The sequence below is a fragment of the Variovorax boronicumulans genome (assembly GCF_009811375.1).
Taxonomy (GTDB): domain Bacteria; phylum Pseudomonadota; class Gammaproteobacteria; order Burkholderiales; family Burkholderiaceae_C; genus Variovorax; species Variovorax boronicumulans.
In genome coordinates this window covers 2970023-2984691 of record NZ_BKDH01000001.1, presented here as the reverse complement: position 1 = coordinate 2984691, position 14669 = coordinate 2970023, and the positions used below count along the sequence as shown (strand labels likewise).

Below are 14669 nucleotides of genomic sequence, written 5' to 3'. Positions count from 1 at the left end.
CTGCTCCCACTCACCCCGGCTGGTACTGGTACAGCCAGGTCTCCGTCAACGTCTGATCCCCGTTCTTCAGATACAGCCGCATGTCGACTGGCTCCGTGCCCTCGGGCGTGAAGTCGAACTGCGCGCGCCAGTGGCCCGGAACGCCATTCGGCACGGCCTCGGCGAAGACATACGAGAACTTGCCGCGCGGCGCGGTGAGCACCAGTTCGGGTTTCACGCCGAAGGGCACCGTGGTGAGCGGCTGCCCGATGAACTCCACCATGAACTTGCGCACGCCCTGCGGGCGCGGCTGGCCGGGCTGGCCGCCGCGGCCGATGCGGGTGGCGACGCAGCGCGCGAGCGGTGACGGAAAGGGCTCCTGGTCGGTCCAGTGCAGCCGGTATTGCAGGCTGTAGCTCGCACCCGCCTTGGCATCGGCCTTGGGCACCCAGAAGGCGACGGTGTTGTCGTGGATCTCGTCGTCGGTCGGGATCTCGATGAGCTGGACCGAGCCTTCGCCCCAGTCGCCCAGCGGTTCGATCCACAGGCTCGGGCGCTTCTCGTAGTTGACGCCGTCCTGGTAGTGGTCGAAGTTGCGGTCGCGCTGCAGCAGGCCGAAGCCGCGCGGCCGGGTGTCGGCGAACGCGGAGGCGCGGGTCTGCGTGGGGTTGTTGAGTGGTCGCCAGATGCGCTCGCCCGCGCCGTTCCAGATCGCGAGGCCGTCGGAGTCGTGCACCTCGGGGCGCCAGTCGATGGCGGTGGGCTTGATGGTTTCCGAGTACCAGTACATCGACGTGAGCGGCACCAGGCCCAGGCGCGACACGTCGCGGCGCAGGAACACGCGCGCGTCGATGTCCATGATCACGGCCTTGCCGCGCTGCATGACGAACTTGAACACGCCCGTGACGCTCGGCCCCTCGAGCAGCGCGTAGACGGTCATCGAGGTGGTGTTGCCCGCAGCGGGTGTCTCGAAATAGAAGCGCGTGAAGTTCGGAAACTCCTCGGGCTTGTCGGGCACCGCGACGTCGAGCGCGATGCCGCGCGCCGACAAGCCGTATTGGTAGAGCTCGCCGATGGCGCGGAAGTACGAGGCGCCGAGAAAGGCGACCCAGTCGTTCTTCTGCCAGTCGAGCTTGCCCTGGTCGCCCAGGCGACTTTCCTGCAGGCGAAAGCCCGCGAAGCCGGCGCCCTCGGGCAGCGCGCGCGCGGGGCTGTCAGGGGGCATCGAGAAGTACGTCGGGCTGTAGAGCACCTCGCGCGCAAAGCTGTCGCCGCCGGCGGTCTCCAGCACGTGCATGCGCACCGGCGTCTGGAAGAAGCGGCCGAGGTGAAAGAAGGTGACCGGAAAGGCGCCGGGTCCGTCGCGGAAGAGGGCGTTGGCGGGGTCGAAGCGGATCTTGCCGTGCGCGTCGTAGTCGATGCGCTCCAGCACCTGCGGCGCCAGCGGCGCGGCGGCGGTGTAGGGGCGGGCCGCGAGGCGCTTGGCCTGCGCGACGAGCGCATCGAAGGAGAAGGGCGCCGGCTGGCTCAGTTGCAGGCCGTTGGCGGCCAGCGCCTCTTCGGGCAGTCCCAGGGCGGCGAGTGCGGCGGCGGCACTGCCGGCGGCGAGGAAGGATCGGCGATCAAGCATGGGTTCTTGAGGGGCGGCGAAAGCCTTTGGAGGAGAAGGGAAAAGAGAAGCGTCGGGGAGACGGGGGAAAAACAACGCCAAGCATGCCCCGGACCACAGGGTACGGCGCGTCAGCCATTCCGCGCAAACGGGGCCGGACAAGGCCCCGCGCTGTCTTGCGGCAGCGGGTGCCGATCGGGCCCTTTTCGGGGCGTCGCCGGGTATTCTCGCGCCATCGAAAGTGCCAGGAGACAAAGGACATGTACACGGAACAAGGCGGCGAAGGCCCGGACCTGCTGGTGCTGCTGCACGGCATGGGCGCGACAGGCGCGGTGTGGTCGCCGCTGTGCGCGCAGGCCGGTGCGCGCTGGCGTGGCCGCTGGCTTGCGCTCGACCTGCCCGGGCACGGCGCATCGGACCGGCAGGCCTCCTACGCCATCGGCCAGCACGCCGCCACCGTGGCGCGTGCGGTGCTGCCGCTTCTGCAGCCCGAAGGCCGGCTCGTGGTGCTCGGCCATTCGCTGGGCGGCGTGATCGGCCTGGCGCTTGCGACGGGATGGTTCGGCGTCGCACCGCACGCGGTCTTCGCGGCGGGCATCAAGGTCGCATGGAGCGATGAAGAGGTCCGCCGCATGGAGATGCTGGCGACGCAGCCCGCCAAGCGTTTCGCGACGAAAGAAGAGGCAGTTGACCGCTACCTGAAGGTCTCTGGCCTGGCGGCGATCGCCGACGCGACGGCGCCCGTCGTGGCGCGCGGCGTGACGAAAGATGAGGAGGGTTGGCGCCTTGCGATGGACCCGCGCGCCAATGCCGTGGGCAAGCCGCCGCTGTCCGAACTGGTCGGCCTGGCGCGCTGCCTCGTCCATCTCGGCCAGGGCCGCCACGACGCGCTGGTGACGATGGAACAGACCCGTTCCCTCGACCCCGACGCCCGCGACCTGGGCCCGCATGGCCACAACGTGATGGTCGAGGCGCCCGGCGCGGTGTGGGACTGGGTGGCCTCGCTCAGCTGAGCCGGTCGTCGGCGCGGCGGATCGGCACGGTCACCCGCACTTCGGCCGCGCGCGCCCGCAGCTGGCCGCAGCCGCCATCGACGTCCTGGCCGGCCGAGTAGCGCAGCTTCGTGAGGATGCCGCGTTCGTGCAGCGTGCGGGCCATCTGCTCGCAGCGCTCGCGCGACGGGCGGCCGAAGGCCACGCCCTCCACCGTGTTGAACGGGATCATGTTCAGCACGCCGTACTTGCCCGACAGCAGCCGAACGATGCCTTCGACTTCCTCGGGCCCGTCGTTCACGCCTTCGAGCAGCGTCCACTGGTACTGGATCGGGTAGCCGGTCGCGCGGGCGTAGTGCTCGCCCGCGTCGATGAGGGCTTCGGGCGTCAGGTTCGGCGCGCGCGGAAGGAGTTTGCGGCGTAACTCGGCATTGGTCGTGTGCAACGAGAGCGCCAGCGCGGGCCGCACGCGCGCCTGCAGCAGCCGCTCGAACACGCGCGGATCGCCGACGGTGGAGAACACCAGGTTCTTGTGGCCGATGTTGCCCACGGTGCCGAGCAACTCGATCGCTTCGATCACGTTGTCCAGGTTGTGCGCCGGCTCGCCCATGCCCATGAACACCACCTTGCGCACCGGCCGGCGCAGGCGCGCGAGAGCGACCTGCGCAATGATTTCGGCGCTTTCGACCTGGCGCAGCAGGCCGTCGCGGCCCGTCATGCAGAACTGGCACCCGACGGCGCAGCCGACCTGTGACGACACGCACAGCCCGTCGCGCGGCAGCAGCACGCTTTCCACCGTTTGGCCATCGGCCAGCGCGACGAGGAGCCGCTCGGAGCCGTCGGCGCCAGGGTGAACCGCATGGATGCGCGCCAGGCCCGCCAGTTCGGCTTCGATGGCCGGCAGGGCTTCCATCAGCGACGACGGGAAGAAGGTGGCCGGCAGGCGCCTGCCGCTGTTGCGTGGCAGCGCGTGCGACCACAGCCGCAGGATGCGCTGCTCGTGGCTGGGACCGGCCCCGGCCTCGCGGAGTCGTCGTTTCAGTTCGTGGATTCGCATGCGCGGCGTGGGGCAGAGGGGCTCTGGTCTCGGGAGCGCCGATTGTGCACGGCAGACGTGCGAAGGCGCAGCGCGCCGGAAGCGGTGCGCTGCGCCTTCGTGTGCGCGAATTGGAACAAGGGGGAGGGCCGTTGCCGGCCTCTCCCACCTTCGGTCAGCCCAGCAGGCCGTGCAGGATGTTCGTCACGGGCGCCAGCGCGGAGCCTGTGCCGCTGTGGTCGAGCAGGCTGGTGATCGGGGCCACGACCTCACACACCAGCGGCGTGACCGCGTGCTCGACGGTGTTCACCACTTCCGCGACCACCGGGGCAACCGCCGAGCTGGCGCCGGCCAGGATGTCGGCTGCGGGCACCGCGGCGCCGGATGCGGCTTGCGTGGCCTCGGCCACGACCGGTGCCACGGCATCGCTTGCATGACAGAGCACCGACGACACCGGCTCCAGGATGTCCGCGACGGGGCTCTTGCCTCCGAGCAAGCCGCCGAGCAGGCTGCCCACGAGGCCGTCTTCGCCGACGATGCCGCCGAGCAAGCCGCCTTCGCCGCCACCGAGGGCGCCGCCCAGCAGGCCGTCGTCACCGAGCACGCCGCCGAGGAGGCCACCTTCATCGCCGCCGAGGACGCCACCCAGCAGGCCGTCGTCGCCCAGCACGCCACCGAGCAGACCGCCGTCGCCGCCGAGGACACCGCCCAGCAGGCCATCGTCACCCAGCACACCGCCAAGCAGACCACCGTCACCGCCGAGGACGCCGCCCAGCAGGCCGTCGTCACCCAACACGCCGCCGAGCAGACCGCCGTCACCGCCGAGGACGCCACCCAGCAAGCCGTCGTCGCCCAGCAATCCACCGAGCAGACCACCGTCGCCGCCGAGGACACCGCCCAGCAAGCCGTCGTCACCCAACACGCCGCCAAGCAATCCGCCGTCGCCGCCGCCGAGCAGGCTGCCCAGCAGGCCTTCGTCACCCAGCAAGCCGCCGAGCAGACCTCCCTCGCCGCCGAGGACGCCACCCAGCAGGCCGTCGTCACCGAGCACGCCGCCGAGCAGGCCTCCCTCGCCACCGAGGACGCCGCCCAGAAGGCCGTCGTCGCCGAGCAGGCCACCCAGGAGACCGCCGTCACCGCCGAGCAGGCCGCCCAGCAAACCATCGTCACCCAGCACACCGCCGAGCAGGCCGCCACCGTCGCCACCAAGGACGCCATTCAACAGGCCGCCGACCGGGCCTTCGGCACCGAGGATGCCGTCGTCGCCCAGCACACCGCCCAGCAGGCCGTCGTCACCGAGGACGCCACCCAGGAGCCCGTCATCGCCCACCAGGCCGCTGAGCAAGCCGTCTTCGCCGCCGAGCAGGCCGGCCAGCGGGGTCGCGTTCAGCAGGGAGCCGACTGCGCCGTCGGGACCGAGCAGGCTGTCCACGAGTCCGTCGCCACCGAGCAGTCCGCCGGTGAGGCCTCCGCTGCCGAGCAGGCCGGACAGGGCGCCGTCGCCGCCGAGCACGCCGCCCAGGATGCCTTCGTCACCGAGGAGGCCGTTGACCAGGCCGTCGTCGCCCAGCACGCCGCCGAGCAGGCCGCCTTCGCCGCCGAGGACGCCACCCAGCAGGCCATCGTCGCCCAGCACACCGCCAAGCAAGCCGCCTTCACCGCCGAGGACGCCGCCCAGCAGGCCGTCGTCGCCCAGCACGCCGCCGAGCAGACCCCCATCGCCACCGAGCAAGCCGCCCAACAGGCCGTTGTCACCCAGCACACCACCGAGCAAGCCGCCTTCACCGCCGAGGACACCACCCAGCAGGCCGTCATCGCCCAGCACACCGCCAAGCAAGCCGCCTTCACCGCCGAGCAAACCGCCCAGCAGGCCGTCGTCACCCAGCACACCGCCCAGCAGGCCGCCTTCGCCACCGAGCACGCCGCCCAGCAAGCCGCCTTCGCCACCGAGCACGCCGCCCAGCAAACCGCCATCGCCCAGCACGCCTCCCAGCAGCCCATCATCCCCCAGCAACTGCCCGATCAACCCGTCTTCGCCGAGCACGCTGCCCAGAAGGCTGCCGTCACCCAGCAGCCCCTCGAGCACCTGGCCGACGACACCGTCCGTGCCGAGCAGGTCGTCCACGAGGCCGTCCAGGCCCAGCGGGGTGGTGATGCCGCCGAGCAGGCCTTCGCTGCCCAGCACGTTCTCCAGCGCATTGCCCAGCGCGTCGGTCAGGTAGTCGACCTGGCCGATCAGCGAGCCGACGAGGGCGTCGGTCAGGCCTTCGCCGAGCAGGCCGTCGACCACGGGGGTCAGCACGCCGCCCACGTGAACGGCAATGTTTTCGACCGCGTTGTCCACCGGTTCGAACTCGTTGGGATCGTTGGGCTTGAACTCCTCGCCGGTGACCGGCGAGAGCAGGTCGTCGACGAGGTCGGTGAGGCCGTCGGCCACCGGCATCAGCGAGGCCAGCGTGCCCGACGAGCCGGAGGCGCTGCGCACGTTGGTCGCACCGCCGCCCAGGCCGAGCGCGTTGTCGAGGGCGCCCAGCAGGTGCCCGGCGAGGCCGTCGCCCGGATCGAGCAGGTGGTCTGCGTCGGCATCGGCATCCGCGTCCGAATCGGCGTCTGCATCGGCATCAGCGTCTGCATCCGAATCCGCGTCGGCGTCCGAATCGGCATCGGCATCGGCGTCTGCATCCGAGTCGGCGTCGGCGTCAGCATCGGCATCTGAATCGGCATCCGCGTCGCTGTCGCCGATGCCCGAGACGAACAGGGGAAAGCCACCGCCGTCGCCGCCACCACCGCCGCTCAGCGCGGCGCCCAGGCCGATGGCGCCCAGTGCGCCGAGTGCGAATTCACCCAGGCCGATGCCGCTGCCGGCCGCGGTCTTCTTGCTCACGGCGAGCGCTGCGGCTTCCGCGTCGCTGTCGGGCGAGGTGACATCGAGGTTGCCGGCGGCCACGTCGACGTTCACCTGTTCGAGGCCGCTGGAGAGCTTGGTCGAGGTGATGGTGGCGTCGGTGCCGCCCGCGAACACACCGGCCAGCGGCGCCTTGTTGGTGGCCGAGCCGGGGAAGAGCACGTTGGCCTGCCCGCCGTCGGGCACGATCACGCGGTCGCCGGCGATGAGGGTCTGGTTGCCGTCCACCGGCATGCGAAATCCGTCGCGCATGACGACCGTGCCGGGCGTGGCGTTGGACAGGGTGCCCAGGCTGGTCGGCCCGGCGGGCGCGGCCATGGGGGCGCTCGAGGCGACAGGGCCCAGGGGGGTGACGCTGGCCTGTGCAAGCACCACGGGGGCGCCGCTTTCGGCGGCGGCGGGGATCGAAGCGATCGGCGATACGGTGGTGGTCATGCGGCCTCCTCGTCAAATAAATGACTACAGAGGGCAACATGCGTGCCGCCTTCGACTTCGGCCGTCAACGACGGGCCGAAAACGCCGTATCTCTTTGATTCGAAACGATTTTTGTGCAAATGGCCCTGTCAGGCCAATGGTGCAAAACGGGCAGCTGTCGCCACTCGTTACGTAACACGGCGCACGCTTTGGCCGGAACGCCGGGCGCGTTCAGCGCGGTTCAGCCGCGCAGCCGGACCTGCAGGCTCTTCAGGTTGGCCAGCCACGCGAGGTAGTCCTCGTCGTCCTCGCCCAGCTCGGCCCAGGTGTCGTGCCCGTCCGCGTCGGGGTCGTCGAGGATGGCCTGCAGCGCGTCGGCGGCGGCATGGCGCAGGTCGGTGGGCGGCGCGGCCTTGCCGGCGCACCAGTCGATCGCGTCCGGGTGCACATCGGCGCTGCCGTGTCCGGCGAGCAGTGCCAGCACTTCGGCCGCGGCGACGGTGCCTTCGGTCGAACCTGAATCCAGCGTCTCGCGGATGAAGGCGAGCGCGTCATCGGCTTCCTGCAGTTCAGCCAGCCAATCGAGTGCCTCGTCGTTGCCGAAGCCTGCTGTCGACCATGTACCCATTCGTTTGACTCCCGTGTGTGGCGTGTCGCGGTGCGGCCACGGTTTGAAGATGCGGTGATGCTAGCGGCGCGAATCTCGTGATCGCGCGGCCTCGCAGAATTCGTCAGAATGCCAGGCGACGCTTCCCAGTAGCATGGCCGCGCCCCTGACATGGGGGCGCGTGATCATCCAGTCCGTGAGCCGCCGGGGAACACTTCCCTTGGGTCGGCGTTGCGGCGGTGTCCTTCCAGGACACGCCGCGGTCACGGCCGATCTGCCGTGCATGGCCCACGGAAGCAGATGCCGGGCCGCTTACCCATTCACAACCACGGTTTCAGGGAGAGATTCAGCATGTCATTCGTTTTTTCGTCGTTCACCGATCACCTGGGCGCGTTGCCGCCCGAACGCGCGCGCCACGGCGATGCCTTGCGCGCACGCGTGCAGCAACAGGTGCAGGCACCGTTGCATGCCGACCTGTCGGCCTTTTCCTTCCTGCCCGACCAGGCGGACCACCCCGACCACGAAGATGCGCCGCAGGTGTTCGCGCAGGCGGTCGAGCAGATGTACCTGCCCAGGCCGTGGCTGGGCGACGAGATCCCGCTCTTCTTCCTCGGCTACCACGCCATGAACCGGCTCAGCGGCAAGCGCACCTCTCAGGGCCTGCTGCTGACCGACCAGGCGGTGTACGTGCAGGACGACTTCACCGTGCTGTCGGCCGCACCGCCACCGGCGCAGGGCCATGCCTTGCCGGCGCGCACGGACGACGCACCTTCGTTCGTCTCGACGCTGCTCGCGCGCTTCAAGGCGTGGAAAGACTGGTCCGGCGTGGCCGACGCGCCCGAGCCGGTGCTGCTCAAACGCTGCGGCGAGTTGCTGGCGCCGACGGTCGCGGCGGTGGTCGCGTACCACGCGGAAAACGGCAGCCAGCGGCAGGCGCAGCAGCGCGTCTGGACGCTGGCCGAGCTGGTGGCCGACCACGGCGCAGTCGACACCTTGCTCGACCCCGCCAACCCGAAGCTGGCCAAGAAGCTGGGCAAGGTGACGGACAAGTTCCAGATTCCCGCGGGCGAGACGCTGCAGTTCGCGCTGGCCGACTTTCCGCTCTTCGGCGGCCCCTACGGCGTGGCGCTCACCGCGCAGGCGCTGTACGGCAAGGACCTGATGGAGTCGCCGCTGCGCATCGCGCTGGAGCGGGTGGAGGTGCGTGCGCTGCAGATCGGAGAGAAGGGCGACCAGCTGCTGACGGGCTCGACCCCGCCGATGGCGCTGCCCGCGCACATGAAGGAATCGCTGCGCGCACCTTTCCTTGCGTTTCTGCAGCAGGAGGTTGTGCGCCTGCAATCGAAGGCCTGATCCGCCCGCGCGCCATTCAACAAGATTCGGAGGAGTTTTCATGGGGTTCAAGGACACGCTTGCGCACGCGATGCTCGACAACGACAAGCTCAAGTTCGACGCCGCAGCGCCCGCGCTTTCCGCGCAGGAGCAATGGTTGGTCACGCTGAGCACGCCGCTGTCGGCCTTCAACGGCGACTGCGTGAACGCGGTGCTCACCGGCAAGGACAACGACACCCTGCGCGAAGGCATCGCGCAGGTGTGGAACGTGAGCGACCGCGCGAGCTTCGAGCAGACCGCGCGCTGGCTGACCGAGGAAGGGCAGCGCGCGAAGTACCTGCCGGCCTGGAAGGCCATCGGCGCGATCGATGCGGCGGTGCAGTCCACGCCCGGCGTGCTGCGCCTGGTCATGGACGCATGGTTTCCCGCGTTCTTCCAGATCAAGGCGCGCGAGCACCTGGACATGCGGGCGCTGTCTGCGCAGACCGGACATTCGAGCGCCGAGCTGAGTCAGTTGATGACGGGCAGCCAGAGCTGGGTCCAGGCCCTGCGCAAGCACTTCGGCGTGGCGCCTGATCAGCTGACGAACCTGGTGGCCTGGGACGCGGTGCGCCTGGTCAACCTGTCGCGCTGGGCCGTGCAGCTGGGCTTCATCGACCGCGCGGAGTTCGCGGACTTTGCGGGCGGCCTGGCATCGCAGGTGCGCGCGGCCTATGCCGGCTGGTCGCAGGTGAGCGCCGCCTACATCGCGGCGGGCCTGATCTGGCAGTACTCCGATGCGCGCGAAGAGCATCTGCTGCGCGCCAACCGCCTGCTGCTGAGCGATACGCGCAGCCCGTGGCGCAGCGTGCCTTTCGCCTGAAGAGGTCCTAGTCCTTCGCCTTCAGCGCGTACACCGCATAGATCGGCACGCCCAGGAAGAACAGCACCATCGGCGCGAACAGCGTGTAGGGCCAGCCGATGCCTTCCATCACGCGGTAGGTGCCGTCCAGGTGCAGGCGCGGATGGGGTTGCGTGAGATCTTCGTACCGGCGCAGGCCCCATTGGAACTCCGCGCCGGTCGCGCGCACCGAAGGGTGCTGGCGCGCGCGGCCCACGGCCAGCCAGCACATCGCGTCGAAGGCCAGCACCGAACCCGCAGGCGCGCGTTCGCCGAAGGTGGTGAACACGGCGTTCACCTGCTCGGGCGTGAGGTACATCAGCACGCCCTCGGTGAACAGGAAGACCGGCTGCGCCTGGCGCTTGCGCGGCAGGCCGAGCTGCTCCCACCAGCCGGGCGCCGTGAGGTCGAGTTCGCGCAGGTCGTGGCGCGGATGCGTTTCGGGCAGCAGCTCGCGGCGCAGGGCCAGCACCTCGGGCAGGTCGGCATCGGTCATGCGCGACTTGCCGTCGTCCAGCCATTGGAAGTAGTGGCTCAGGCCGCAGCCCAGGTTCACGACGCGCGCGCCTGGGTGCAGCTTGAGGAAGTCCTGCGCCAGGCTGCGAAAGCGCCGCGTGCGCGCCAGGATGCCGTAGATGGTCGTGCGGTCGTCGGGCAGGGCATGGTCGTCGTCGCGGATCTGCTCGAGGATGCCGGCGGCGTAGGCGTCGCGCACGGCCATCTGCGGAAAGAGCGCATCGCCGGAGGCCCGCGCGGCCAGCGGAATCCGCAAGGTGGACGGCACGGCCGAGAGCTTGCGCGCGGATTTGCCGGTGGTCATGAATGCGGGGGCAGGGCCATGCGCAAAGTCTGGCCGGTCCCGCGCGTGCGGGCAAGTCAGTCTTTGGTGTTGCCCGCGGGCGGGCGCTGGCGCGCGAGATGGCGGTACACGGTGCTGCGGTGAACGCCGAGCCGGCGGGCCGCGCGCGCCACGTCGTGGTCGCAGGCGCGCAGGGCTTCGTCGATGGCGTGGCGCGTGATGGTCTGCAGCGGCGCGTTGGGTTGCGACAGTGTGGCTTCGTTGAAGTCGGCAACGGGGGCGGCGTCGTGCAGGTGCGCGGGCAGCGCATCGGCCGTCACCGCATCGCCCGGGTCGGCCAGCGCCACGAGCGCGCGCAGCACGCTGCGCAGCTCGCGCACGTTGCCGGGCCAGCGGTAGGCGGCCAGGCGTTCGAGCGCGTCGTTCTCCAGGCACAGGTGCTTGGCGGCGCCACCCGATTCGAGGAACAGCCGCGCGATCAGTGCGCGCCGGTCGGCACGCTCGTGCAGCGCGGGCAGGGCGACGGTGAAGCCGGCCACGCGGTACATCAGGTCGGCGCGAAAGCGCCCGGCCTCGACCAGCGCGGGCAGGCCGGCGTGCGTAGCGCACACCAGGTCGAAATCGACCGCCACGCCCTGGCCGCCGCCCAGCGGCGTGACCACGCGGCCTTCGAGCACGCGCAGCAGGCGCGTCTGCAGCGCGAGCGGGATCTCGGCGATCTCGTCGAGAAAGAGCACGCCGCCGTGCGCTTCGCGGATGCGCCCCGGCATGCCCTTGCGGCGCGCGCCGGTGAAGGCGCCTTCTTCGTAGCCGAACAACTCGGCCTCGATCAGCGTCTCGGGCAGCGAGGCGCAATCGACCGCCACGAACGGGCCGGCGCTGCGGCGGCTGGCGGCGTGCAGGCGGCGCGAGAACACCTCCTTGCCGCTGCCGGTTTCGCCGTTCACGAGCACCGGCACGCCTTCGTTGAGCACGCGCACGGCGCGCGCCAGCAATGGGCGCACGACGTCGTCGTTGTCGAGGGGGGCGGCGTTCGCGGCCATCACCTGCCGCGCGCCGGAGCGGCCCGTGCCGCTGTTCGCCGTGCCGGTGCGTTCCATGACGGTCGCGATCTGGCGCCCACCCGGCAGCGTGAGCAGGCTGCGCCGGTGCTCCATGCGCGGCCACTGCGCGCCCAGGAATTCTTCGGCATCGAGGTCGAGCAGGCCCTCCCACGTGCGCCCGAAGAGGTCGAGCGCCACGCGGTTGGCCGCCACGATGCGCCCGCCCTCGATCACCATCAGCCCTTCGCGCGCGGTGCCGATCAACGCCGGCCGCGCATGGAAGCGCAGCACGTGGCCCGAGGCCTCGGCCAGCAGCATGCGGTGCTCGACCTGCTGCGCCGCCATGCGCACCAGGCCCAGGGCGTGGTGGTTCACGCGCGCGGTCTCGCCCGAGATGTCGAGCGCGCCGGCCAGCTCGCCGCGCCCGCTGAAGATGGGCGCCGCCGCGCAGCCCAGCCGGCCGTTCTGCGCCAGGTAGTGCTCGCCGCCCAGCACCATCAGCGCCTCGCGCTCGGCCAGCGCGGTGCCGATGGCGTTGGTGCCGCGGTGGCTCTCCGACCATTCCACGCCGGGCTGCAGCGCCACGCGCTGGGCCTTGGGCAGGAAGTCGGGGCTGCCGATCTCCTCGAGGATCAGGCCACTGGCGTCCGATAGCGCGACGATGCAGCCGTTGCCCACCGCGTGCTCGGCGAGCCCGTCGAGTTCGGGCTGCGCGCAGCTGAGCAGGCGCATCGCCTGCTCGCGACGTTCGTTGAGCAGCGAAGGCGCCATGGGCGTCGGGTCGATGCAATGCGGATCGACCGGCCGGCTGCGCTGCCACGAGCGTGAGATGTGCGGCGCGATCCACGGCGCCGGGTCGCGGCCCTGCGCGAAGAACAGCTCGCGGGCCTGCGCGACGCTGACCGAGGGTGCGGAAGCTTCACTCATCTTGCGGAACTCCGTGGGCGGGATTGCCGGCGATTCGCCTTGTGCGACATCGTAGTCGCCGCCGTCGCGCCCATCTGTCGCAGATTGCGAATGGAAACCCTCTGCGCGGGCCGCGCCCCTGTGGCGCGGGGCTTGGGGATTGTCCCGATCCGCGCGGGTATGCCGCTTGCGGTGCCTGTGCGGGCCGCCGCATGTCGCGGCGCCCGTTCACACCTTACCCAACGGAGACAACCCATGGACATGCTCGAACCGGGCAAATTCGGTACCGCGGTGCCTTTCAAGAAGCGCTACGGCAACTACATCGGCGGCGAATGGGTCGCGCCGGTGGAGAGCCAGTATTTCGGCAACATCACGCCCGTCACCGGCAAGGTCTTCTGCGAAGTGCCGCGCTCCAGCGCCGCCGACATCGAGCGCGCGCTCGACGCCGCCCACAAGGCCAAGGCCGCCTGGGGCCGCACTTCGACCACCGAGCGCGCGAACATCCTGAACCGCATCGCCGACCGCATGCAGGAAAACCTGGCCATGCTAGCCGCCGCCGAGACCTGGGACAACGGCAAGCCGATCCGCGAGACCATGGCCGCCGACCTGCCGCTGGCCATCGACCACTTCCGCTACTTTGCCTCGTGCATCCGCTCGCAGGAAGGCGGCATCAGCGAGATCGACCACGAGACCTTCGCGTACCACTTTCATGAGCCCATCGGCGTGGTCGGCCAGATCATTCCGTGGAACTTCCCGATCCTCATGGCCGTGTGGAAGCTCGCGCCCGCGCTGGCGGCCGGCAACTGCGTGGTGCTCAAGCCCGCCGAGCAGACGCCGGTGTCGATCCTGGTGCTGATGGAGGTCATTGGCGACCTGCTGCCGCCGGGCGTGCTGAACGTGGTCAACGGCTTCGGCGTGGAGGCGGGCAAGCCGCTGGCGTCGAGCAACCGCATCGGCAAGATCGCCTTCACCGGCGAGACCACCACGGGCCGGCTGATCTCGCAGTATGCGAGCCAGAACCTCATTCCGGTCACGCTGGAGCTGGGCGGCAAGTCGCCCAACATCTTCTTTGCCGACGTGATGGAACGCGACGACGCCTTCTTCGACAAGGCGCTCGAAGGCTTCACGATGTTCGCGCTGAACCAGGGCGAGGTCTGCACCTGCCCGAGCCGCGCGCTGATCCAGGAATCGATCTACGACCGCTTCATGGAGCGCGCACTGAAGCGCGTGGCCGCGATCAAGCAGGGCAGCCCGCTCGACGCGGCCACCATGATCGGCGCGCAGGCCTCGAGCGAACAGCTGGAAAAGATCCTGTCGTACCTGGACATCGGCCGGCAGGAGGGCGCGCAGGTGCTCATCGGTGGCGAGCGCCAGCAGCTCGACGGCGACTTGGCCGATGGCTACTACGTGAAGCCGACCGTGTTCCGCGGCCACAACAAGATGCGCATCTTCCAGGAGGAAATCTTCGGCCCGGTCGTGTCGGTCACCACCTTCAAGGACGAGGAAGAGGCGCTGGCGATTGCCAACGACACGCTTTACGGCCTGGGCGCCGGCGTGTGGAGCCGCGACATGAACCGCGCCTTCCGCATGGGCCGCGGCATCCAGGCGGGGCGCGTGTGGACCAACTGCTACCACCAGTACCCGGCGCATGCGGCCTTCGGTGGCTACAAACAATCGGGCATCGGGCGCGAGAACCACAAGATGATGCTCGACCACTACCAGCAGACCAAGAACCTGCTCGTGAGCTACAGCGAGAACAAGCTGGGCTTCTTCTGATGACCGGCGAGGTCCTGCGCGTCACCGCGACCGACGCGGCGCTCGCGCTCATCGACGACCTCGCCGCCCGGCATGGCCCGCTGATGTTCCATCAGTCGGGCGGCTGCTGCGACGGCAGCGCACCCATGTGCTACGCGCAGGGCGAGTTCATCGTGGGCGACTACGACCGGCTGCTGGGCCGCATCGGCGGCATGCCGTTCTACACCAGCGGGCCGCAGTTCGAGTACTGGCAGCACACGCAGCTGATCATCGACGTGGTGCCGGGGCGCGGCGGCATGTTCTCGCTCGAAGGGCCGCTGGGGGTGCGATTTCTGACGCGCTCGCGGCTGTTCACCGATGCGGAGTGGGCGGTGCTCGAGGCCGAGGGGGCGGAGTAGGGTCCGAGCCGGTC

The 14669-nt window shown here is 69.9% G+C and carries 11 protein-coding genes; 5 read left to right on the top strand and 6 right to left on the bottom strand.

Annotated features, from left to right (window positions below; all coding sequences use genetic code 11):
- Positions 1 to 10: 10 nt before the first annotated feature.
- Positions 11 to 1609, bottom strand: coding sequence for a glucan biosynthesis protein (locus tag VHAB30_RS13660; RefSeq protein ID WP_070059360.1), 1599 nt, complete (start codon positions 1607 to 1609; stop codon positions 11 to 13).
- A gap of 239 nt (positions 1610 to 1848) precedes the next feature.
- Between VHAB30_RS13660 and VHAB30_RS13655 the strand changes: the two genes are divergently transcribed.
- Positions 1849 to 2601, top strand: coding sequence for an alpha/beta fold hydrolase (locus VHAB30_RS13655; protein WP_159277383.1), 753 nt, complete (start codon positions 1849 to 1851; stop codon positions 2599 to 2601).
- Here VHAB30_RS13655 and VHAB30_RS13650 read toward each other — a convergent pair.
- The 3 genes from VHAB30_RS13650 to VHAB30_RS13640 all read right to left on the bottom strand — a co-directional run bounded on the left by VHAB30_RS13650 (position 2594) and on the right by VHAB30_RS13640 (position 7563).
- Complete coding sequence (locus VHAB30_RS13650; protein WP_159277382.1) at positions 2594 to 3637, bottom strand: RNA methyltransferase; 1044 nt, start codon at positions 3635 to 3637, stop codon at positions 2594 to 2596. The genes VHAB30_RS13655 and VHAB30_RS13650 overlap by 8 nt on opposite strands.
- A 154-nt stretch (positions 3638 to 3791) precedes the next feature.
- On the bottom strand, positions 3792 to 6956 hold the full coding sequence (locus VHAB30_RS13645) for a hypothetical protein (protein ID WP_159277381.1): 3165 nt from the start codon (positions 6954 to 6956) through the stop codon (positions 3792 to 3794).
- 220 nt (positions 6957 to 7176) lie between these two features.
- On the bottom strand, positions 7177 to 7563 hold the full coding sequence (locus tag VHAB30_RS13640) for a DUF4259 domain-containing protein (protein WP_159277380.1): 387 nt from the start codon (positions 7561 to 7563) through the stop codon (positions 7177 to 7179).
- Between the two features lie 330 nt (positions 7564 to 7893).
- Between VHAB30_RS13640 and VHAB30_RS13635 the strand changes: the two genes are divergently transcribed.
- Together VHAB30_RS13635 and VHAB30_RS13630 are read left to right on the top strand one after the other, a co-directional pair.
- Positions 7894 to 8895 carry a hypothetical protein gene (locus tag VHAB30_RS13635; protein WP_159277379.1) on the top strand — a complete coding sequence of 334 codons (1002 nt, stop codon included), beginning with the start codon at positions 7894 to 7896 and terminating at the stop codon, positions 8893 to 8895.
- A gap of 40 nt (positions 8896 to 8935) precedes the next feature.
- On the top strand, positions 8936 to 9736 hold the full coding sequence (locus VHAB30_RS13630) for a DUF1266 domain-containing protein (RefSeq protein WP_159277378.1): 801 nt from the start codon (positions 8936 to 8938) through the stop codon (positions 9734 to 9736).
- Positions 9737 to 9743: 7 nt separating this feature from the next.
- Here the strand turns inward: VHAB30_RS13630 and VHAB30_RS13625 are convergent, their stop codons facing one another.
- Both VHAB30_RS13625 and VHAB30_RS13620 read right to left on the bottom strand, forming a co-directional pair.
- Positions 9744 to 10574, bottom strand: a complete 831-nt coding sequence (locus VHAB30_RS13625) for a class I SAM-dependent methyltransferase (RefSeq protein WP_174250222.1) — start codon at positions 10572 to 10574, stop codon at positions 9744 to 9746.
- A gap of 56 nt (positions 10575 to 10630) precedes the next feature.
- Positions 10631 to 12523, bottom strand: coding sequence for a sigma-54-dependent Fis family transcriptional regulator (locus tag VHAB30_RS13620; protein WP_159277377.1), 1893 nt, complete (start codon positions 12521 to 12523; stop codon positions 10631 to 10633).
- Positions 12524 to 12757: 234 nt separating this feature from the next.
- Here VHAB30_RS13620 and adh point away from each other — a divergent pair, with 234 nt between their 5' ends.
- Both adh and VHAB30_RS13610 read left to right on the top strand, forming a co-directional pair.
- A complete protein-coding gene (gene adh / locus VHAB30_RS13615; protein WP_159277376.1) occupies positions 12758 to 14278 on the top strand; it encodes an aldehyde dehydrogenase in 1521 nt (506 codons plus the stop codon).
- Entirely contained in the window at positions 14278 to 14655 is a 378-nt protein-coding gene (locus VHAB30_RS13610; RefSeq protein WP_159277375.1) for a DUF779 domain-containing protein, read from the top strand. Before adh ends, VHAB30_RS13610 begins: the two co-directional genes overlap by 1 nt.
- Positions 14656 to 14669 lie beyond the last annotated feature (14 nt).